This is a genomic window from Burkholderia aenigmatica (assembly GCF_048627025.1).
Lineage (GTDB): Bacteria > Pseudomonadota > Gammaproteobacteria > Burkholderiales > Burkholderiaceae > Burkholderia > Burkholderia aenigmatica.
On the sequence record NZ_CP184469.1, the window covers coordinates 2,274,926 to 2,295,112 of the forward strand.

17 protein-coding genes are annotated in these 20,187 nt (G+C 68.8%); 8 read left to right on the forward strand and 9 right to left on the reverse strand.

Annotation, left to right across the window (positions count from 1 at the left end; all coding sequences use genetic code 11):
• Positions 1 to 48 precede the first annotated feature (48 nt).
• The 3 genes from ACN8ZM_RS27150 to ACN8ZM_RS27160 are packed head-to-tail and all read left to right on the forward strand — an operon-like array spanning position 49 to position 3,513.
• The gene (locus tag ACN8ZM_RS27150; protein WP_043178180.1) at positions 49 to 951 is read left to right on the forward strand and encodes an SDR family NAD(P)-dependent oxidoreductase; all 903 of its coding nucleotides are present in this window, start codon (positions 49 to 51) and stop codon (positions 949 to 951) included.
• Positions 948 to 2,522 carry a flavin-containing monooxygenase gene (locus ACN8ZM_RS27155; protein ID WP_420211263.1) on the forward strand — a complete coding sequence of 525 codons (1,575 nt, stop codon included), beginning with the start codon at positions 948 to 950 and terminating at the stop codon, positions 2,520 to 2,522. Before ACN8ZM_RS27150 ends, ACN8ZM_RS27155 begins: the two co-directional genes overlap by 4 nt.
• Positions 2,523 to 2,529: 7 nt before the next feature.
• Positions 2,530 to 3,513, forward strand: coding sequence for an alpha/beta fold hydrolase (locus ACN8ZM_RS27160; RefSeq protein ID WP_420211264.1), 984 nt, complete (start codon positions 2,530 to 2,532; stop codon positions 3,511 to 3,513).
• 57 nt (positions 3,514 to 3,570) lie between these two features.
• On the opposite strand, the gene ACN8ZM_RS27165 is transcribed toward ACN8ZM_RS27160, so the two are convergent.
• Both ACN8ZM_RS27165 and ACN8ZM_RS27170 read right to left on the reverse strand, forming a co-directional pair.
• A complete protein-coding gene (locus ACN8ZM_RS27165; protein WP_043178187.1) occupies positions 3,571 to 3,969 on the reverse strand; it encodes a carboxymuconolactone decarboxylase family protein in 399 nt (132 codons plus the stop codon).
• Between the two features lie 415 nt (positions 3,970 to 4,384).
• The gene (locus tag ACN8ZM_RS27170; RefSeq protein WP_420211265.1) at positions 4,385 to 5,269 is read right to left on the reverse strand and encodes a highly repetitive protein; all 885 of its coding nucleotides are present in this window, start codon (positions 5,267 to 5,269) and stop codon (positions 4,385 to 4,387) included.
• Here ACN8ZM_RS27170 and ACN8ZM_RS27175 point away from each other — a divergent pair.
• Both ACN8ZM_RS27175 and ACN8ZM_RS27180 read left to right on the forward strand, forming a co-directional pair.
• On the forward strand, positions 5,163 to 6,467 hold the full coding sequence (locus ACN8ZM_RS27175; RefSeq protein ID WP_043178189.1) for a collagen-like triple helix repeat-containing protein: 1,305 nt from the start codon (positions 5,163 to 5,165) through the stop codon (positions 6,465 to 6,467). The genes ACN8ZM_RS27170 and ACN8ZM_RS27175 overlap by 107 nt on opposite strands.
• 120 nt (positions 6,468 to 6,587) lie before the next feature.
• Complete coding sequence (locus ACN8ZM_RS27180) at positions 6,588 to 7,871, forward strand: isoprenylcysteine carboxylmethyltransferase family protein (RefSeq protein ID WP_043178193.1); 1,284 nt, start codon at positions 6,588 to 6,590, stop codon at positions 7,869 to 7,871.
• Positions 7,872 to 7,960: 89 nt separating this feature from the next.
• Here ACN8ZM_RS27180 and cml read toward each other — a convergent pair whose 3' ends face one another.
• Together cml and ACN8ZM_RS27190 are read right to left on the reverse strand one after the other, a co-directional pair.
• Positions 7,961 to 9,193 carry a CmlA/FloR family chloramphenicol efflux MFS transporter gene (gene cml / locus ACN8ZM_RS27185; protein ID WP_420212678.1) on the reverse strand — a complete coding sequence of 411 codons (1,233 nt, stop codon included), beginning with the start codon at positions 9,191 to 9,193 and terminating at the stop codon, positions 7,961 to 7,963.
• Positions 9,194 to 9,592: 399 nt separating this feature from the next.
• On the reverse strand, positions 9,593 to 10,183 hold the full coding sequence (locus ACN8ZM_RS27190; RefSeq protein WP_043178201.1) for a hypothetical protein: 591 nt from the start codon (positions 10,181 to 10,183) through the stop codon (positions 9,593 to 9,595).
• Between the two features lie 1,013 nt (positions 10,184 to 11,196).
• Here ACN8ZM_RS27190 and ACN8ZM_RS27195 point away from each other — a divergent pair.
• A complete protein-coding gene (locus ACN8ZM_RS27195) occupies positions 11,197 to 11,778 on the forward strand; it encodes a histone acetyltransferase (RefSeq protein WP_420211266.1) in 582 nt (193 codons plus the stop codon).
• Positions 11,779 to 11,805: 27 nt separating this feature from the next.
• On the opposite strand, the gene ACN8ZM_RS27200 is transcribed toward ACN8ZM_RS27195, so the two are convergent.
• The gene (locus ACN8ZM_RS27200; RefSeq protein ID WP_420211267.1) at positions 11,806 to 12,495 is read right to left on the reverse strand and encodes a hypothetical protein; all 690 of its coding nucleotides are present in this window, start codon (positions 12,493 to 12,495) and stop codon (positions 11,806 to 11,808) included.
• A gap of 286 nt (positions 12,496 to 12,781) precedes the next feature.
• On the opposite strand from ACN8ZM_RS27200, the gene ACN8ZM_RS27205 reads away from it, so the two are divergent.
• A complete protein-coding gene (locus ACN8ZM_RS27205) occupies positions 12,782 to 13,354 on the forward strand; it encodes an NADPH-dependent FMN reductase (RefSeq protein WP_420211268.1) in 573 nt (190 codons plus the stop codon).
• A gap of 32 nt (positions 13,355 to 13,386) precedes the next feature.
• Here ACN8ZM_RS27205 and ACN8ZM_RS27210 read toward each other — a convergent pair whose 3' ends face one another.
• Genes ACN8ZM_RS27210 through ACN8ZM_RS27225 form a run of 4 tightly spaced genes read right to left on the reverse strand, consistent with a single transcriptional unit; the run spans position 13,387 to position 18,492 of the window.
• A complete protein-coding gene (locus ACN8ZM_RS27210) occupies positions 13,387 to 14,001 on the reverse strand; it encodes a DUF2894 domain-containing protein (RefSeq protein ID WP_301767023.1) in 615 nt (204 codons plus the stop codon).
• Positions 13,998 to 14,642 carry an OmpA family protein gene (locus tag ACN8ZM_RS27215; RefSeq protein ID WP_043178214.1) on the reverse strand — a complete coding sequence of 215 codons (645 nt, stop codon included), beginning with the start codon at positions 14,640 to 14,642 and terminating at the stop codon, positions 13,998 to 14,000. Before ACN8ZM_RS27215 ends, ACN8ZM_RS27210 begins: the two co-directional genes overlap by 4 nt.
• 3 nt (positions 14,643 to 14,645) lie before the next feature.
• Positions 14,646 to 17,693 carry a DUF802 domain-containing protein gene (locus ACN8ZM_RS27220; protein WP_420211269.1) on the reverse strand — a complete coding sequence of 1,016 codons (3,048 nt, stop codon included), beginning with the start codon at positions 17,691 to 17,693 and terminating at the stop codon, positions 14,646 to 14,648.
• A 10-nt stretch (positions 17,694 to 17,703) separates the two neighbouring features.
• A complete protein-coding gene (locus ACN8ZM_RS27225; RefSeq protein ID WP_420212679.1) occupies positions 17,704 to 18,492 on the reverse strand; it encodes a DUF3348 domain-containing protein in 789 nt (262 codons plus the stop codon).
• A 465-nt stretch (positions 18,493 to 18,957) separates the two neighbouring features.
• On the opposite strand from ACN8ZM_RS27225, the gene ACN8ZM_RS27230 reads away from it, so the two are divergent.
• Positions 18,958 to 20,169 (forward strand): hypothetical protein, encoded by a 1,212-nt coding sequence (locus ACN8ZM_RS27230; RefSeq protein ID WP_420211270.1) that lies wholly within the window; start codon positions 18,958 to 18,960, stop codon positions 20,167 to 20,169.
• The last annotated feature ends 18 nt before the right edge of the window (positions 20,170 to 20,187 follow it).

Here is a 20,187-nt window from a genome sequence, read left to right on the forward strand (position 1 = left end):
ATTAGACGTGCCGCCGACGCAGTGCAAGCGGAACAGGAGGAGCGACGGATGAACAGGTTTTCCGGCAAGGTTGCCGCGATCACGGGCGCCGGTTCGGGCATGGGCCGCAGCCTCGCGGTCGAGCTCGCGCGGCGCGGCTGTGAAGTCGCGCTGAGCGACGTCAACGACGTCGGGCTCGCCGGCACGGCGGCCGCCTGCGCGCAGCACGGCGTGCGCGTGAGCACGCGGCGGCTCGACGTGTCCGACCGCGAGGCGGTGTTCGCGTGGGCCGGTTTCGTGCGCGCCGAGCACGGCAAGGTCAACCTGATCTTCAACAATGCGGGCGTGTCGCTGGCCGCCAGCGCCGAGACCGCGCGCGTCGCCGATCTCGAATGGATCGTCGGCATCAACTTCTGGGGCGTCGTGCACGGCACGCAGGCGTTCCTGCCGCACCTGCGCGCGTCGGGCGACGGTCACGTCGTCAACACGTCGAGCCTGTTCGGGCTCGTCGCGATGCCGACGCAAAGCGCGTACAACGCGACCAAGTTCGCCGTGCGCGGCTTCACCGAGGCGCTGCGGATGGAGCTCGAACTCGACGGCGCGCCCGTAAGCGCGACCTGCGTGCATCCGGGCGGCGTCGCGACGAGCATCGTCGACGCGAGCCGCGTCGATACCAGCATCCATGCGCTGACCGGGCAGGACGAAGCGACCCATCGCCGCCAGGCGAACCGCCTGATCAACGCGACGACGGCCGACGACGCCGCGCGGCAAATCCTCGCGGGCGTCGAACGCAATGCGCGCCGCGTGCTCGTCGGCGCCGACGCGCGCCGGCTCGACCGGATCGCGCGCCTGCTCGGCGCCGGCTACCAAAGGCTGATGCTGCGCCACGTGCGCCGCGCCCGTGCCCGCAACCTCGAACGCGCGCACGCCCCGGCTGCGCTCCCGACCACGCCGACCAAGGATCCCGCATGACCTCGACGACGACCGACCGGCGCGACGCGCCGTCCGCCCCCGGCGCCCGTGGCGACAGTTACGACCTCGACGTGCTGATCGTCGGCGCCGGCCTGTCCGGCATCGGCGCCGCGTATCACCTGAAGCAGCGCTGCCCGTATGCAAGCGTGGCGATCGTCGAGGCGCGCGACGCGATCGGCGGCACCTGGGACCTGTTCCGCTATCCGGGCGTCCGTTCGGATTCCGACATGTTCACGCTCGGCTACAGCTTCCGCCCGTGGCACAGCGACAAGGCGATCTCGGACGGCCAGACGATCCTCGACTACATCCGCGACACCGCGCGCGCGTACGGCATCGACAAGACGATCCGCTACGGCCAGAAGGTGGTCGCGGCCGACTGGGACTCGAACCGCGCGCGCTGGACGGTCCGCATCGAGCGCACGCGCGACGGCGCGACCGACAAGCTCGTCTACACCTGCCGCTTCCTGTTCATGTGCAGCGGCTACTACGACTACGACGCCGGCTACCTGCCCGACTGGGCCGGCATGGACACGTTCGAAGGCAAGCTCGTGCATCCGCAGCACTGGCCGAAGGACCTGTCGTACGCGAACCGGCGCGTCGTCGTGATCGGCAGCGGCGCGACGGCCGTCACGCTGGTGCCGTCGATGGCGGCCGACGCGCAGCACGTGACGATGCTGCAGCGCTCGCCGACCTACATCGTGTCGCTGCCCGCCCGCGACAAGATCGCGAATGCGCTGCGCAGCGTGCTGCCGTCGCGGCTCGCACACCGGCTCGTGCGCGTGAAGAACGTGCTGCTGACGATGTACCTGTACAACGTGTCGCGCCGCAAGCCCGACCGAACGAAGCGGTTCATCATCCGCGCGGCCAGCAAGCAGGTCGGGCCCGGCTTCGATGTCGCGAAGCACCTGACGCCGCGCTACATGCCGTGGGACCAGCGCGTGTGCCTCGTGCCGAACGGCGACCTGTTCAAGTCGATCCGCTCGGGCCGCGCATCGATCGTCACCGACGAGATCGAGCGCTTCACGCCGACCGGCCTCAAGCTGAAGAGCGGCCAGCAGCTCGACGCGGACGTGATCGTCACCGCGACCGGGCTGAAAGTGAAGATGCTCGGCGGCGCACGCGTCACGGTCGACGGCCGCGCGGTCGACCTGCCGGACACCGTGTCGTACAAGGGGATGATGTACAGCGACGTGCCGAACCTCGCGTCGTCGTTCGGCTACACGAATGCGTCGTGGACGCTGAAGGCCGAACTGATCGCGCGCTACGTGTGCCGGCTGCTCAACCACATGCGCGCGAACGGCTACGACACCTGCGTGCCGCGGCTCGGCGCCGGCGACCTCGGCGACGTGCCGGCCGTCAACCTGAGCTCGGGCTACATCCAGCGCGCGGCCGGCATCCTGCCGAAGCAGGGGCACAGCAAGCCGTGGAAGTTCCACCAGAACTACGTGCTCGATCTCGCATCGCTGAAGTTCAGCGGACTCGCCGATTCGGCGATGCAGTTCGAACGCCGCGCGAAAGCCGGCCCGGCCGCCACGACGCCGGTTGCCGAACCCGCACTCGAAACCCGCTGAGGCCGACATGACCCATACGCTCCATCTGTTCCAGAACGTGCTGTTCGGCGTCGTCGCGGTGCTCGCCGCGCTCGCGCTGTTTACCGCTTACGTGGCCCGTCGCGTGACGCGCGCGTTTCCGCCCGAAGGCCGCTTCGTCGACATCGGCGGCGACCGCATCCACTACGTCGAATACGGCAATGGCCCGCCGCTCGTGTTCGTCCACGGGCTCGCGGGGCAACTGCGCAACTTTGCGTACCTGCCGCTCGCGCGGCTCGCGCAGCAGCATCGCGTGATCCTCATCGACCGGCCGGGCGCCGGCCGCTCGATCCGCGGCGCAAGCTCGCAGGCGAACGTGTTCGCGCAGGCCCGCACGGTCGCCGCATTCATCGACGCGCTGCGGCTCGACAAACCGGTGCTGGTCGGCCACTCGCTCGGCGGCGCCATCGCGCTCGCGGTCGGCCTCAATCATGCGGATCGCGTGAGCCGGCTTGCGCTGATCGCGCCGTTGTCGCACGAGCAGACCGAGCCGCCGGCGCCGTTCAAGCCGCTGATGCTGCCGTCGCCGCTGGTGCGCCGCTTCGTGTCGTGGACCTTCGCGATTCCGCTGACGATCCTGACCGGCCGCAAGGCGGTCACGCAGGTGTTCGCGCCGGAAGACGTGCCGCGCGACTTCCCGGTCAAGGGCGGCGGGTTGCTCGGGATGCGCCCGCACGTGTTCTACGCGACCGCGACCGACCTGCTGTCGGCACCCGTCGACCTGCCTGCGATGGTGCGCCGCTACGCGGACCTCGCACTGCCGGTCGACGTGCTGTACGGCCGCGCCGATCCGATCCTGAACTGGCGCGAGCACGGCGAAGCGCTCGCGAAGAAGTCGGCGCGCGTGCGGCTGAAGGTCGTCGAAGGCGGACACATGTTGCCGGTCACGATTCCGGAGGCCACCGCCGACTGGCTGCTTGAAGTCGCTGCTGCACCGGCCGAGGTGGCCGCACCGACGGCACGCATCGCGTAAGCCGCGACCGCGTAACAGGGCCTGATTCCGTGCTGCGCAGCCAGCGCTGCGGCGGAATCAGGCTTCGTCGTCGGGCACCGACAGCCCGAGATCCGCGATCACCTCGCGCGCGCTGCGGAATGCCTCGACCGCGGCCGGCGCGCCCGCGTACAGCGCGCTGTGCAGCAATACCTCGCGGATTTCGACGAGGCTCGCGCCGTTGTTGAGCGCGCCGCGAATGTGACCCTTCAGTTCCGTGCTGCGGCCCAGCGCCGCCAGCATCGCGCACGTGCACAGGCTGCGCGTCTTCAGATCGATCCCGCCCCGCTGCCAGGTGCTGCCCCACGCGTGCTCGTTCAACCAGTTCTGCAGCGGGCGCGAAAACCCGTCGAGGTCGTGCATCGCACGCTCGACGAACGCCTCGCCCATCACGTCGATGCGTCGCGCCTTGCCGTATTCCCTGTCCTGTTCGCTCATGTCCGTGTCCTGTTTGGAGTCGTGGCCGCGGCTTCGCCGGCAGCCGGGGATGTCGCGCCATGTTCATCGGGCCGGCACGTTTCGTCAAAGATGCGGCCCTCGGTTCGAGGCTGGCCGCGTCACGCGCTATCGCGCGCTACGTAACATCGCGCCGCGCGTTACGGCGGCTTACGGGAACATCGCAACCGCCGCGCCGGCGCGCCGTGCGTACCCGTCGCGCGAAAGCACCGTTACTCCGTTTAAATCGCGCGTATATCCCCGATTCCTGCAATAAAGCGCGACACCGTTTCGGGAAAGCTGGCGTGGCGCGGAATTTGCAGTGGAGGCTTGGACACACTTCCAATGTCGAGGCCAACATGCATAAATTCTTCAAGAAGACGACGGTAACGATGGCCGTCTCGTCGCTGCTCGCACTCTATGGTTGCGGCTCGGTCGATGGACCGACGACCCCGCCGACGATCAAGCCGAGCACGTCAGGGACGGGCGGCAGCTCGGGGACTTCGGGTACGTCGGGTAGCTCCGGTACTTCGGGTAGCTCGGGCACTTCGGGTACTTCCGGTACGTCTGGCACCTCCGGTACGTCGGGCACTTCCGGCACCTCGGGCACCTCCGGTACCTCGGGCACCTCCGGTACGTCGGGCACTTCCGGTACGTCGGGCACTTCCGGTACCTCGGGCACCTCCGGTACGTCGGGCACCTCCGGTACCTCGGGCACTTCTGGTACCTCGGGTACTTCCGGCACGTCGGGCACCTCCGGCACGTCAGGCACTTCCGGTACGTCGGGCACTTCCGGCACGTCAGGCACTTCCGGTACGTCGGGCACTTCCGGCACGTCCGGCACCTCCGGTACCTCGGGTACCTCGGGCACCTCCGGTACGTCCGGCACCTCCGGCACCTCCGGCACCTCCGGCACGTCGGGCACTTCCGGTACGTCGGGCACCTCCGGTACCTCGGGCACTTCCGGTACCTCGGGTACTTCCGGTACCTCGGGTACTTCCGGTACGTCGGGCACCTCCGGTACGTCGGGCACCTCCGGTACGTCGGGCACTTCCGGAACCTCGGGTACTTCCGGCACCTCGGGCACCTCCGGCACCTCGGGCACTTCCGGCACGTCCGGCACCTCCGGCACCTCGGGCACCTCCGGCACCGGCGTCACCCCGCTCGGCAATGTCCTCCAGCAAACCGGCACGCTCGTGACGGGACTCGGCACGACGGTCGCGAACGGCGGCGCGCAGATCGGCGGCGTGCAGATCCCCGGCACGAACCCGACGACGGCTACCAGCGTCGGCAATGCCGTCACGAGCCTCGGCAACGGTGTGCAGTCGCTCGGCAACGGCGTCGCGGCCGGCCTCGGCTCGATCGGCGTGTCGGCGAACCCGCTCGGACCGACGCTCACGTCGACCACCGGCCTGCTGACCGGCGCCGGCGGCGCGGTCAACAACCTCGGCAACGCGGTGACGAGCCTCGGCTCGGGGCCGCTGGCGCCGCTCTCGCCGGTGACGACGCTGGTCGGCGGGCTCGTCAACACGGTCGGCGGCGCGGTCAACTCCACCGCATCGGGCCTCAACACCGCGCTGAACAGCGCACCGGTCCAGCAGCTCGGCACGCAGGTCGGCACGCTGATCAACCCGATCACGAACGCGCTGACGGGCGGCGTCACGACGCCGGGCGCCACGCAGACGCTCGGCAGCGTGACCCAGCTCGGCGCGCCGCTCAGCAACCTGCTGGGCACGCTCGGCAGCGGCCTGGGCCTCGTCGGCTCGCAGGTCAGCGGCGCAACCGGCAACCCGACCGGTACGAGTCTCGGCGGATCCGTGACCCAGCTCGGCAACACGGTGACGTCCGTCGGCGGCCTCCTGAACAGCCCCGCGGGCAGTTCCAGCAGCGGGTCGGGCGGCACCAGCGGCACGAGCGGCAGCAACCCGCTCGCGCCGGTCACGGGCCTGCTCGGCACGCTGACGGGCGCGCTCGGCGGCAGCAGCTCGAGCGGCACCGGCGGCACCAGCGGGACGAGCGGCAGCCCGCTCGCCCCGGTCACGAACCTGCTCGGCACGGTAACGGGTGCGCTCGGCGGCCTCGGTTCGAGCGGCACCGGCGGAACGAGTGGCACCAGCGGTACCGGTGGCTCGGGGGTCGGCGGCCTGCTGGCGCCGGTCACCAACCTCGTCAACTCGCTGACGCCGCTCGGCGCCAGCCTCACCGGCACGGTCACGACGCCGGGCGGCAACGTGACGGGCACGCTCGGCGGCCTGCTGTCGAGCGGCCCGGTCGGCACGGTGGCGGGTGCACTGACGACGCCGGCGGGCGCCGCGGGCGCCACCGGCACGGCCAGCCCGACCGGCGCGGCCGGCACGGTCACGACACCGGCTGGCGGCGGCACCGTGGTGGGCGGCCTGACCGGCGGCTCGAACGGTGGTGCCGCGGGCGGCGCCGCCAACCTGCTGTCGCCGGTGACGAACCTCGTCGGCGGTCTGCTGGGCGGCGGCACCAAGAAGTAACGCTTTACCTATCAGAACCACAGGCCAATGGCCGGGCGCGCATCCATACCAAGCCCGGCCGATGGCCGGCGTCACCCGCCAAGCGGGGGCGCCGGCCCTCATCCGTACGAGGATCCGATCATGAATTCCACGCTCGACGGCATCGCCGCGGCCCAGGACCGCCCACCCCGTTCCGCCACGCCCCTCCGCGCCGGCCTGCTCGGCATCGCCGCCGGGCTCTGCGCGCTGTGGATCACGCGCGACCATCCCACGCTCGATGCAGCCACGCGCGCGGTCATCGCCAGCCTCGCGATCATCGGCACGATCGCGCTGCACGAAATCTTCATCTCGCGCGTCTACCTGCGCCCGAGCGCGGGCCTGTCGCGGCAGGCCGTCCGGCCGCTCGGCATCGCGCGCGTCGCGACGCGGCTCGGTGCACTGGCGTCGATCTACGCGGGCATCGGCGCGATCTACTGGCTGCTGCCCGAATACCACGGCGCGTTCTACCTGCCGTTCTGGTCGCTGCTGCGCTCGCTCGCGCCGTACGTGATCGTCGCCGCGCCGTTCTACTTCGCGTGGATGGACCGCCACCAGCGCGAAACCGACGACGCGTACCTGCTGTGGGGGCGCTTCCTGTTCCGCCGCGCGCAGCCCGCGAGCTGGAAGCCGGTGCGCGAGATGCTGGCCGGCTGGGGCGTGAAGGCGTTCTTCCTGCCGCTGATGACCGTCTACCTGTCGAAGGACGCCGATCACCTCACTGCGTCGCTCGCGAACGCGATGCACGCGCCGATGACGCTCGCGACCTTCGTGTTCATGTACGACCTGTCGTTCACGATGGACCTGATGTTCGGCACCGTCGGCTACCTGTGCACGTTCCGCATCCTCGACAGCCACGTGCGCACCGTCGAGCCGACGACGCTCGGCTGGGTGGCCGCGCTGATGTGCTACCAGCCGTTCTGGTCGCTGTTCTCGAACAACTACATCCGCTACGAAGGCTCGATGTTCTGGGACAACTGGCTGCTGTCGGCCCCGACGCTGCGCGTGATCTGGGGCACGGTGATCATCCTGCTGCTGCTGACCTACGCGCTGTGCACGATCTCGTTCGGCCTGCGTTTCTCGAACCTCACCAACCGCGGGATCATCACGTCGGGCCCGTACCGCTTCACGAAACATCCGGCGTACATCACGAAGAACCTGTCGTACTGGATGGTGTCGGTGCCGTTCGTCGAGCCGCTCGGCTGGCAGGTCGGGCTCATGCACTGCGCCGGGCTCGTCGCGGTCAACCTGATCTACTACACGCGGGCGAAGACCGAAGAGCGTCACCTGATGCGCGACCCCGACTATCGCGCGTATGCCGAATGGATCGCGCAACACGGGTTGTTCGCGCGGATCAGGCAGGCATTCGGGCAGCGCGCGCCGGCCTGACGCGGCGGCGCAAGGCGGGGCCTGACGCCGCCTTGACTTCACCGGGGCGCCGCGCCACCCGAAACCGCCGCGCATCGCCGCGCGCGTGCTCAGTCGAACGAGACGCCGCGAGCGCTTCCGTCACGCTCACGCCCGGTCGAGCGCGTCAGCCCCTTGATTGCGACGAAGCTCGCGAGGCCCATGCCGAAGCAGGAGGCCGCCAGCGGCCACGCGGTCGCGCCGTCGAAGACCAGCGTCGCGAACGTGCCCACGCCGGTGGTGATCACGCTCTGCACCGCGTAGTAGAGCGCGACCGCCTTGCCGGCGGCATCGCCGAAGTCGCGCAGCGCGCCGTTCGCCGTCACCGACGACATCAGCACGATGCCGACCGCCACCAGCCACATCGGCATCACGAACGTCGCGAACGACGGCTTCGTCAGGACCGTGCAGACCGCCAGCACGATCGCCCCCGTCATCATCGTGAGCGCCCCGCGCGCAATGCACCCTGCCTCGCCCCACCGCGACACGAACGTCCCGGCGAAGCGCGACACGATGACCATCACGATCGCGACGGTCGCAAAGGCCGCGCTGAACGCCACGCGGGAATAGCCGGCGCCGCCGACCAGCACGCGCGGCGCGGTGGAGAAGAACACGAAGAACGCCCCCATCGCGGCAGCAAACGCGAGCGTGTGAACCTGAAAGGGCCGGCTGCCCAGAATCGATACGACGGACGGCCCCTGCGGGTTCGCCGTCCGCGGCCGCGTTTCGTGCCAGCGTGGCCACGCGCGACCGCACGCGAGCACACCCAGCACGCCGAGCGTCATGAAGATCGCGCGCCATCCGCAGGCCATCGCGATGGCCGCGCCGAGCAGCGGCCCCAGCGCGGGCACGAACGCCAGCATCGCGCCGAACTGGCTGTAGATGATGCGGCCTTCGGGGCGGTCGGCATAGACATCGCGAACCGTCGCGAACGTGGCGACGAGGGCCGCCGACGCACCCAGCGCCTGCAGCACGCGCAGTGCGACGAACAGGCCGCCCCCGGTGGCAACCGCAAGCGCCAGGGAAGCCGCCGCAAAACACAGCGCGCCGCCCAGCACCACCGACCGTCTGCCGACGCGGTCCGACAACGGGCCGAAAATCAGCTGGCCCAGGCCGAGGACGACCAGGTAGACGCTCAGCGTCAACTGGACGATCGCCGGCGACGTGCCGAGCGCGGACGGCATCTCGGGGATCACCGGCAGGTACACGTCCATCGCCAGCGAAGCGAGGAGATCGAAAGGCGCCATCAGCAGGAGCGCCGACGGCAACGAATAGGCCCAGACGGGCGTGGATTGTTCAGGCATGACAAGGCATCCGCTCAGAAAAGGGAATCTGGCGGCGATCTGCCTGGTCAGCGAGGGACAACGGGAGATCGCCGCAACGACCGGTTGACGAAGGTCGTTGCGGCTTAGCGATCCGTGGACGGGCCGGCTCCCATGGAGGAATCCTGGTGGTGTGCGATGACCGTGCAGTGTAGTCGGTTCGACAGAAGGGTGCCAGCCGTGCACGCATGGCCGGGTGGTTGCGATCCGGCCGGCTCGCGTATCGTGCTGACGAGCCGCGTGCGATACGGCGCCGCGCATGCCGGTGGAACGGGACGTGATCCACAAAGTCCCGACTTTGCTCGCCCGCTGCATGGCGGGCCTCGCCGCGAATCGCCCCGTCCCCGGCGGATTCGCGGCCCCGGCTCGCGTCGCCGGGCGTTAATGCTTCAGACGCACAACGTACAGGCCGGTGAAGTTTGCAGCCACCGCCAGACTGAAGTTCGGCGGGGTCGAAATGATCGACTCCATGATGGTCGGCTTGTAGGTGACGGTCCCGCCCGAGATGTCGGCCATTTCGATAACCGCCGGGCTCGGATTGGGAATGATGTTCGACGTGAAGTTCAGGGTCAGCGTACGGTTGTACATGTTGTCGAACCCACCGTAGGACTTGATCTCGTAGACAAAGTCCGCATTCACGCCTGCAGGCACCGGATCCGGTTTGCCCAGGCAAATCAATCCGTCGCGAACCACGCCATCCGGCGGGGTCTTGAAGGTCAACGTCGCGATGCCGTCGTCGGTGACCAGCGTCATCGTCGCATTCGCAACGGCACTCTTGGTGAGCTGGATCGACTTGTAGCCGTCCGGACACTTGAACGTCACAGGCTGCGGGTCCGGTGCGGTCGGCGAAGGGGTTCCCGTCGCGCTGTCGCTACTCGTCGCGTTGCTCCCGCCGCCGTCACCGCCCCCACCGCATGCCGACAACAGGACGGTAGAACCCGCCAGGATCGCCAGAATAATATTGTTTTTCATCTTCCACTCTCTCTATTGATCAATACAACTAACAAAACATCTCCCTCGTGATCGGTTTTCTGTCGACTGCCCGGCGGCATGCGCGGCTGAATACCAGGCGAGTTGAATTCTTGTTCAAGGTGCGGCGGGCGCGCTTTTACGCACCGGTCGAATACGTTTGGAACGCCACAGCCGGTGATGAAGAGGTGGCAACGCCGGAATCGACCTGTCTGGATTTCCCCGCGTTTTCTTCACTCAGGTCGTCGTGAATCTAATGAGTATCTCGCGTCGAAATATATCGAAACATCTGTCGGCACAGTGTCAGGAATTGATAAAGTCGCGGCACTCGGAAATGCACCACCATCGATTTTCCTGATCGGTATTCCTCATTTTTCGACGTATCAGCGCCAAGTACCGCCCAAAAAAACTTCGTTATTTCCCACCGTTCTTTAACAATCGGAAGCGATTGCTAAAAACAGGCCTTATATTTGAGATAACTCGATACGCGGCAGCCTCATGATCGGCAACCCGTCAGTCACGTCGTGAACGTGCCACCGCAACACGCGCACGAGGTCACAATGCACGCGCTGTTCGCGTGGACGCATCGGCATCCGCCGTTGCGACCAATCGTCGCGAAACACCCGATTCCCCCGCGTTTCGTCGCTTTTCTCCGCCAGTCCGATTGCCCGCTCCGTGCCTGTCGCGTATGGTGCTGACCGTCCGCGCGCTTGTCGCCCGGACCTACGACCGTCGTCACGCACGACGGCCGCGCGGGCCTCGCCCGCCGCTCACCGTCTCCGCGATGCCGCCCTTCGGCGCCGCGCATTCATGAGGAGAGAGACGTGATCCACAAAGTCCTGATCCTGTTCGCACTCTGCATCGCGGGCCTCGCCGCGATCGCCGCCGGTTTCCAGCACATCCCCAGCTGATTCGCGGCCCCGGCTCGCTTCGCCGAGCCCGGGGGCCGCAGCCATTCTTTTCCCCATTTGCGATGAACCACTTTCTCGGACCGCCCGGGACGGGCGACCTTTGCCATGCGCATCGACGTACAGCATTCCCAACACGACATCGACGATGAACTCGACACGCTCTACGCACGCCTGCACCAGCCAGGCCACCGCCTGCACGGCCTGCCGGCCGTCGCGCTCGGCCGCTCCGGCCTGATCGTCCGCCACCGCGAGGCGGACGGCGAATACTTCCTGTATGTCGAAGATCCGGCCGCGCGCCAGCTCGCCGGCTATACGGTGTTCAACCGCTTGCCCGAAATCCCGCGCCGCGCCGACCGCTACCTGCGCGCGCCGCATACGCGGCTGCGCGGGTCCGCGCAACGCAAGGGGCTTGCGACGACGCTGTATCGCTGGGGGCTCGACGCGGGCCTGTGCCTGATCAGCGGCGCTCGCCAGTCGGTCGGCGCCGCGCATTTATGGACGGCGCTCGCGCAGGATTACCGGCACGGCTTCGTCGATATCGACGGGCGTGCGCTCCGTTATCTCGGCGAAACCGTTGCCGACGACGTGCATGGCGCGCTGCATACGCGGCGGCTGATGCTCGGCAACGGGTGGGAAATCGGGGAATTCGCGCGCGTCGCGGGGATGGCTGGCGCCGTCTGCATGTGAGCGTTCGCGCGCCGGGCACGGCTGCGGCTAGATCGCGATGCCTGTTCGTTCGCTGAACGCCGCACGCAATGCGTGCTCGTCCGTCATCTCCATCCGGGCGAGCTCGGCGAGCACCGACGGAAGCAGCCAGTCGATGTTCGGATCGACACGCTTCATCTGCGCGGCCAGCGCGGCCGTGAACGCCGCATCCTCGTGCGTGCCGGATTCGCCAGCCTGACGGCGCTGCCGGTACAGCACGCCGACCCAGTAGCCGATGCGCTCCGGCACGATCCAGCCGGCATAGGTGCGCGGGAACTCGGTCTTGCGCAGCGCATCGCGCACGACGTCTTCCGGATCGCTCATCGCGGGCGAGAAACACATCTGCTCGCTCTGTACGAGCAAGGCTGACGTTGCGTTGTCGAATGCCGCATAGGTCTCGCTGCAGACATCCGTATCGGGATCGAAGCGATAACCGACGTGGACGGTCACGCGCCCGTCCGGCATCGCGAACGTCCGGTTCGGCGGACACAGCGCGTGCCGCTCGGCGACGGTCAGGAATGCGCCGGTTGCATGCGAATACTCGCGTTCGCGCTGGCGGTTGAGTGACGGATCGACGACCCAGATGACCAGTGTCGCGGTGTCGGGACGATCGTATGCGGTCAGGTAGCTTTCCGCCGGAATCGCTGCCGCCACCGTCGGCGGCAGGTCGGTATGGTCGATGTATTTGCGGAACGGCATCGGCTTCACCGTCGCTTGCCGTTCGACGGCAGGACGACAGCGCGACACCTCGCCGCGCGCTCGCCCCTGATTGCAGCGGACAGCGCTGCGGCAGTCATTCCGGAACACGGGTTCATGCCAGCCCTCAGTTGTCTTATTTCGTTTCCAGGCATCCGCCCTCTCACGCGTGCAGGATCGATCCTGGCGATTGTAGCGCCTGCGCTCGCGCACAACGCTACCTGAACGCCAGTGCGATAATCCGTGCGACGCTCACCGCTGCGCCACGCGCCAACCGACACGCCCATCGATGACCACCGATCCCCGAACCGACGTCACCCGCCACCTCGACATCGTCGCACTGTGCGGCAGCCTCCGCGCCCAGTCGTACAACGCCGCGCTGCTCGATGCAGCCGCGATAGTCGCGCCGCGCGGCATGCGCATCGTGCGCTTCGATCGTCTCGGCGAATTCCCGCTGTTCAATCCCGATGCAGAATATCCGTCGCCCGCCGCGGTGCGCGACCTGATCGACCGCGTGAATGCCGCCGACGGCCTGCTGATTGCCAGCCCGGAATACGCGCACGGCGTAACGGGTGTGATGAAAAACGCGCTGGACTGGATCGTGGGATGCGAAGCCGTCGTGTACAAACCGGTCGCCGTGCTGAATGCGTCGCCGCGCGCGACGCATGCGGACGCAGCGCTGCGGGAAACGCTGTCGGTAATGTCGGCACGCATCGTCGAACCCGCGTCGATCACGCTGCCGATCCTCGGGAGCCAGCTCGACGCGACGGGCATCGCCGCGCATCCGCCGTTCGCGTCGGCGCTGGCTGACGCGTTGCATGCGCTGCGTACGGCGATCCACGAGGCGGAGCCGGGCCGGTAGCAACTTGCGTTCGTTCGTGAGCGCGCGTCGCGTTACCGCGCCTTGGCGCGCGTCACCTTCTTCGCCGGTTTGGCCGCCTTCGCGCGCGGCGCTTCCTTCTCGGGCTGCGCGCCGCCGCCGGCGAGATCCTCGAGCCATGCGAGCGCATCGACATACGACAGGAACTGCTGCAGATAGGCCGGCGACAACTCGCGCATCGTCGCGAGCGACCGGTGCACGAGGCTGTTCGAATTGAGCGGCCCCGCGTTGCGCGGCACCTGGTCGAGCGACTGGCGATACTGCTGTTCCGTGCGGACCTTCGACCACATCGTGCGGAAGTAGTCGACCAGCTCGGGATCGAGCCCGCGCCGGTCGGCCTGCGCATCGCGCGCAAGCCGCTCGACGAGTTCCGCCAGCGCACCGCGTGCGGGCGCACCTGTTGCGTCGCTCACGGCTGCCGCTTCACCCGCGTGCGCTACAACCTCCGCGAAAGCGTCGAGCAGTGTCGCCAGCCGTGCGTCGAGCAACGCACGCGCGTCGCCGTCGAGCGCGGCCGCGCGCCGTTCGAGCGCGTCGATCCGGTGAAAGCGCACCGGATCGAGCCGGTCGGCGCCCTGCTCGCGCCATGCGTCGAGCGTCGCGCGGACGTGCGTCGCATCGCCGGTCACTGCGCCTTCCCTCCGTTCGAAGCCGACTTGCGCGGCACCGGCGCAATCTCCACGCGACGGTTCTTCGCGCGGCCCTCATCGTCCGCATTCGAGCTGACCGGCTGTTCGGAGCCGAACGCGGCCGCGAACACCGACGACGCCGGCACGCCAGCGTCGATCAGCGCACGCGTGACCGTCAACGCACGCTTGGCCGACAGCTCCCAGTTGTCCGCGAACTGGCGGTTGCCGGCATGCACCTGCTGGTCGTCGGCGAAGCCGCTGATCATCAGGATCTCGTCGCGCGTCTTCAGGTACGCGCCCAGCGGGGCGGCCAGCGTCGTCAGCAGGTCACGGCCCGCGGGCTGCAACTGGTCGGAGTTCAATGCGAACAGCACGTTGCCGCTGATGCCGATGCGACCGTTGACGAGCGTCACGCGGCCGGCCGCGAGCGGCCCGGCGAGCGCCTGCTCGAGCGACTTGCGCTGCTGCGCTTCCTGCTGGCGCGCGCGCACGGCCTCCTCGAGCTTCGACGTGAGCTGCAGCTGCATGCCGATCACGCCAACGAGGATCAGCACGAACGCGCCGAGCAGCACCGACATCAGGTCGGCGAACGCGGGCCACACCGGCGCGGCGGGCGCGCCGTCGTCGATTTCGTCGTGCATGCGTTACGCTCCGACGCTCGCCCGCCGGCCGGCGAGCTGCTGCAGGTCTTCGACGATCTGCTTCTGCGACATCATGCTCAGGTCGATCACCTCGCGCGCCTGCGCGACGTAGTACTCGAGCTGCTCGTCACTGCGCGCGAGCGATTTCTCGAGCGCGGCCTCGATGCGTTGCAGATGGGTCAGCAGCTTGTCGTTCGACTCGCCGAATACCTGTACGGCCATCCCGAACGCGTCGCCGAGGCTCGCGACCTCGACGGCGCCCGCCGTGACTTGCGCGGCGACCGAGTCGAGCTTGCGCGTTTCGGCATCGACGGTGTCGTTGAAGCGCGCACCGACGCGGTCGAGCAGGTCGGCCGACGTGCTGACGAGCGCATCGATCGCGGTGCGCTGTTCGGTCGACGCGTGGTTGACCGCGCCGAGCAGCGTTTCGAGCGTCGCGAGCAGGCGGCTGCGTTCCTCGAGCATCGCGGTGTCGTGCGTGAGGCTGTCGGACAGGCGCTGGCGCAACTCGGCGACGACGTCGGCCGCGGCCTTCGGCGCCTCCGACGCAGCCTGCACGAGGCGCGCGATCTCGTTGATCGTGTCGCTCGCATGCACCTGTGCCTGTGCGGTGATGTCGTTCGCGGTGCGGGCCAGCGTGTCGCAGATGTCCTGCTGGCGCGTCGCGGCCTGCGCGCTCGTGTTCGCCCATTCGTCGCGCAGCGCGGCGGCCATCGCGGCGAGCGAGTCGTTCCACGCGGACAGGCGCTGTTCGTCGCGCGCGGCCAGTTGCGTCTGCAGGCCTGCGTGCGACTCGCGGATCGTCGACAGCAGGTCATTCGAGCGCTGTTCGAAGGTCGATGCCTGCGCAGTCAGATCGCGTGTCGTTTGTGCGAGTGCGTCGCAGATTTCCTGCTGACGGCCCGCGCTGTGCACGCCCGCGCGTTGCCATTCGTCGCCGAGCTTCGTGGCCATCGCGGCCAGCGAATCGTTCCATGCCGACAGACGTTCTTCGTCGCGTGCGGCCAGTTGCGTCTGCAGGCCCGTGTGCGAATCGCGGATCGTCGACAGCAGGTCGTTCGAGCGTTGTTCGAAGGTCGACGCCTGTGCCGTGAGGTCGCGCGTCGTGTGTGCGAGTGCGTCGCAGATTTCCTGCTGACGGCCCGCGCTGTGCACGCCTGCGCGCTGCCATTCGTCGCCGAGCTTCGTGGCCATCGCGGCCAGCGAATCGTTCCATGCCGACAGGCGTGCTTCGTCGCGCGCAGCCAGTTGCGTCTGCAAGCCCGTGTGCGACTCGCGAATCGTCGACAGCAGATCGTTCGAGCGCTGCTCGAACGTCGAAGCCTGCGTAGCGAGGTCGCGCGTCGTGTGTGCGAGGGCGTCGCAGATTTCCTGCTGGCGGCCCGCGCTATGCACGCCCGCGCGCTGCCATTCGTCGCCGAGCTTCGTGGCCATCGCGGCCAGCGAGTCGTTCCATGCCGACAGGCGTGCTTCGTCGCGCGCGGCCAGTTGCGTCTGCAGCCCCGTGTGCGACTCGCGGATCGTCGACAGCAGATCGTTCGAGCGCTGCTCGAAGGTCGACGCCTGTGCCGTGAGATCGCGCGTCGTATGTGCGAGTGCGTCGCAGATGTCCTGCTGACGGCCCGCGCTGTGCACGCCTGCGCGTTGCCATTCGTCGCCGAGCTTCGCCGCCATCGCCGCGAGCGAGTCGTGCCATGCGGTGAGGCGCTGTTCGTCGCGCGCCGCCAGGTCGGTCTGCAGCCCCGCGTGCGACTCGCGCATCGCGGCAAGCGTCGCGCCCGAATGGCGTTCGAACGTCGCGGCGGCCTCGCCCAGCGCGCGCGCATGCTGGCCGGCCAGCGTCTCGCCGACCTGCTCCTGGCGCGCCAGCGCATCGCGCCAGGCGTCCGACAGGCGGCTTTCAGTCGATTCGAGGCGCGTCGCCACGCCGTCGAGCAGATCCGTCGAACGCTGCGTGAAGGTGTCGGTGAACTGACCGAGCGTCGTCTGCAGCTGCTGCGCGACGGCCTCGCCCGCGCGGCGCTGTTCGTCGAGCGCGCGGTTCCAGACGGCCGTCACGTTGCCGGTGGTCTTCTCGAAGCCGTCCGTCAGCCCGTCGAGCTGACGCTGCACGGCGCCCGTCACGGTGTCGCGCAACGCGGCCATCTCCTGCGCGAGCCCCGTCATCGTCGCGGCGACGACCGGCTGCAGCGCGGCACCCGCCACGCGCGCGCTTTCGACGGCGCTTTCCTTCAGCGCGTCGCCGACATTCGACGCGAGGCCCGCATACGCGCGCTCGGTCCGCTCGAAAAACGCCTGCTGGCTTTCGATCTGGCGATCGTGCAGCGCGACGCTGCGCGCCTCGAGCGTCGTCATCATCGTCTGCAGCCGGTCGACCAGCGCCGGCATCACGTCGGCCTGGCGCTGCAGCAGCCGGAACGATTCGTCGCGCTGGTGCGCGGACGAATGCACGCGCAACGTCGTCGCGATCTTCGCGTCGAGCTGCTGGGCCGCGTCGATCCGTTCGCGGCGCACGAGCGCGGACAGCAGCCCGAGCATCGCGGACGTCGCGACGCCGGCGATCGACGTGCCGAACGCGAACCCGAGGCCCTTCACCGGCGCGATCAGCGACGCGCGGATCGCGTCGAGATCGGTCGCGCTTTCGAGTGCGGCGCCCGTGCCCTTCAGCGTGACGACCATCCCGAGCAGCGTGCCGAGCATGCCGAGCAGCACGAGCAGGCCGACGAGGTAAGGCGTGAGCGACGGGCCCGGCAGCGCGACGCGCGCGCCTTCGACCCGCGCACGCACCGCGCTGCGCAGGCCCGGGGGCAGCGTGTCGAGCCACGTGTCGAGCTTCGCGGGCGGCTCGGTGAGGCCGGCGACCGCGCGCGACAGCGTCGCGGTGGCCTGCCGGTAGCGCAGCAGCTCCCATGCGCCGGCGACATAGCACGCGGCGATTAGCAGCGTGACGGCCGACGCCAGCGGGTTCGACGCGACATAGCCGACGCCGATCCAGCCCACAGCGAGCAGACCGGCGACGAAGACAACGAGATCAAGGCGAATTCTGGACATAGCGTGTTGATTAGCTGGTGCGAAGGGCCGCGAGCAGCCCGTCTACCGTTTGAAACCGGACTTCGAGTTCGGCAAGCAGAATGCTTTGCATCTCGTCGCGAAACGTATCGAGCCATGCGCCGGGCACGATCGCCGCGACGGCCGTGCCGTCGGCCACCACCGCGCCGTCATCGGCCGGGGTGGCTGCGGCAGCGGATTCGGCGGCAGCAGCAGCGGATTCGGCATCGGCCAGCGCCTGCCGCTCCGCGTCGCGCAGCCGCCCGAAACGCGTGCCGAGCAGCGCGGGGATGGCCGACAGCAGGCTGCGCTCGCGCGCACCGAGCACGCGCTCCATGATCGCGTCGAGCGTCGCGAGCCGCGCCATCCCGGACGAGCGCGCGGCGACCGCGACCCGCAGGCGGCCGCGCAACTGGCCGATCGCCGTTTCCATGTCCTGCTGCAGGGACAGGTAACGCTGGCGGAAGTCCGCGAAATCGGCCGTGTCGGCGGCTGGCGGCGGCGGATCGCCGGGCCGGCGCCGCGCGCGCGGCCGGTTGGTGGACGTGATCGCCTGCGCGAGCTCGTGGCGCACGCGCGCGAAGTCGCGCTCCGCGTCGTAGCCGCGCACGCCGGCCGCGACGCCGGGCGGGCTCGCGTTCAGCGCGGACGACAGCGTGATCGCGTCGGTCCAGCCGAGCCACTGGCTCAGCCGGTCGGACAGCGTCTGCCGGGATTCCGCGACGTCGGCATCGGCCAGGCGCGCGAGCAGCCGGACGAGCGTCGGTCCGCTCAGCGCCGGGCGCGGAGGTGCTTGCACCATGCTGCAAACCGTCAAAAAAGGCAGCAGTTTACACGTCGCCGGGAGGTCGGCCGCCAGAATCGGGGAAGCGGCGCCGTTCGGTGCGGCGCGCAACATACGCGAACGCCCGCCGCGCAAGGCTTGGCGGGCAACCGGGGGCTGCTGCGGCGACGGTCCTGCCGCGCCCTTGCCCTTGCCCTTGCCCTTGCCCTTGCCCTTGCCCTTGCCCTTGCCCTTGCCCTTGCCCTCGCCCTCGCCCTCGCCCTCGCCCTCGCCCTCGCCCTCGCCCTCGCCCTCGCCCTCGCCCTCGCCCTCGCCCACAGCAGTGTCGCCCGCCGATCGCGAATATCCTCCGACGATACCTGCCGCGTTGCGCTACCATCGCAGCACCCGCCGAGCCACGCGTGCCGGCCGCGGGCTGCGCCGCCGAGACCGGGCGCCACCGACCCACAACGACAACAGACGGGCCCGTCCCGACCGCCTACGATGCTTGCCAATCTCGTCACGCGCCTGCGCGACCGTTTCGGCAAACCGCCGACCCCGCAGGCTTTCGCCGAACGTCTGATCGCCACGCTGCGCGCATCGGGCGACACACGCACCTGGCGCCACGAGGACGAGAAGGGCTGTCTCGTCCAGTCGGATGCCCCGTCGAACATCATCAACCTGAACAACCTGTTCCGCGACTACGCGGCCGCGAAGCCGTCCGAACGGGACACCGTGCTGAAGCGCCAGGCGAACGCGATGATGCAGCACGAGATCCCGGCGGATTTCGCCGCCGCGCGCGCCAGGCTGCGCCCCGTGATCCGCAGCGCGACCGAACGCTGCGTGACCGCGCTGCAAACGGCCGGGCAGTTCGGCATCACGGAGCTGGCGTTCCGGCCGCTGTGCGAGAACATCGAGATCGGCATCGCGTACGACGGCGAGTTCAACATCGCACGCCTGCCGACCGCGACGCTCGACCAATGGGGCGTCTCGTTCGACGACGCATGCGACATCGCGATCGACAACCTGCGGGCCGCATCGTCGAAGCCGTGGGCCGCGCTGCCGAACGGGGTATTCCTGTCGCAATTCGACGACTCCTACGACGCGGCGCGGCTGCTGCTGACCGACCTGCTCCACCGGCAGCCGATCGCCGGCGCGCCGGTCGTGATGGCACCGAACCGAGCGGTGCTGCTGCTCACCGGCGACCGCAATCCGGCCGGGCTCGCCGCCATGGTCGACCTTGCCGAACAGGCGCAGGCGCAGCCGCGCCCGCTACCGCCGCTGATGCTGCGCTGGGACGGCGCCGCCTGGCGGCGCTTCGTGCCGGAAGGACTCGCATCGAAACTCCACGCGCTGCGCATCGGCGAGCTCGCGGGCGACTACCAGGATCAGCGGATGCTGCTCAACGACCTGCATGAGCGCGACGGCACCGACATCTTCGTGGCGACCTACTCGGTATACAAGCGCCAGGACGGCAGCCTGTTCAGCATCGGCGTGTGGAGCGACGGCGTGCCGTCCCTGCTGCCCGAGACGGATATCGTCGCGCTCCATCGCGCGTCGACCGGACAGTCGGCCTACGTGCCGATGGCCGAGTTGCAGCGCACGTGCGGCGACCTGATGACGGCCACCGGGCATCACCCGGTGCGGTATGAAGTGAAGGAATTTCCGGACGACACGCGGTTCGCGGCGCTGCTGGAGCGGTTCAGCGAAGCCTGATGCCGATGCGCGTACGCG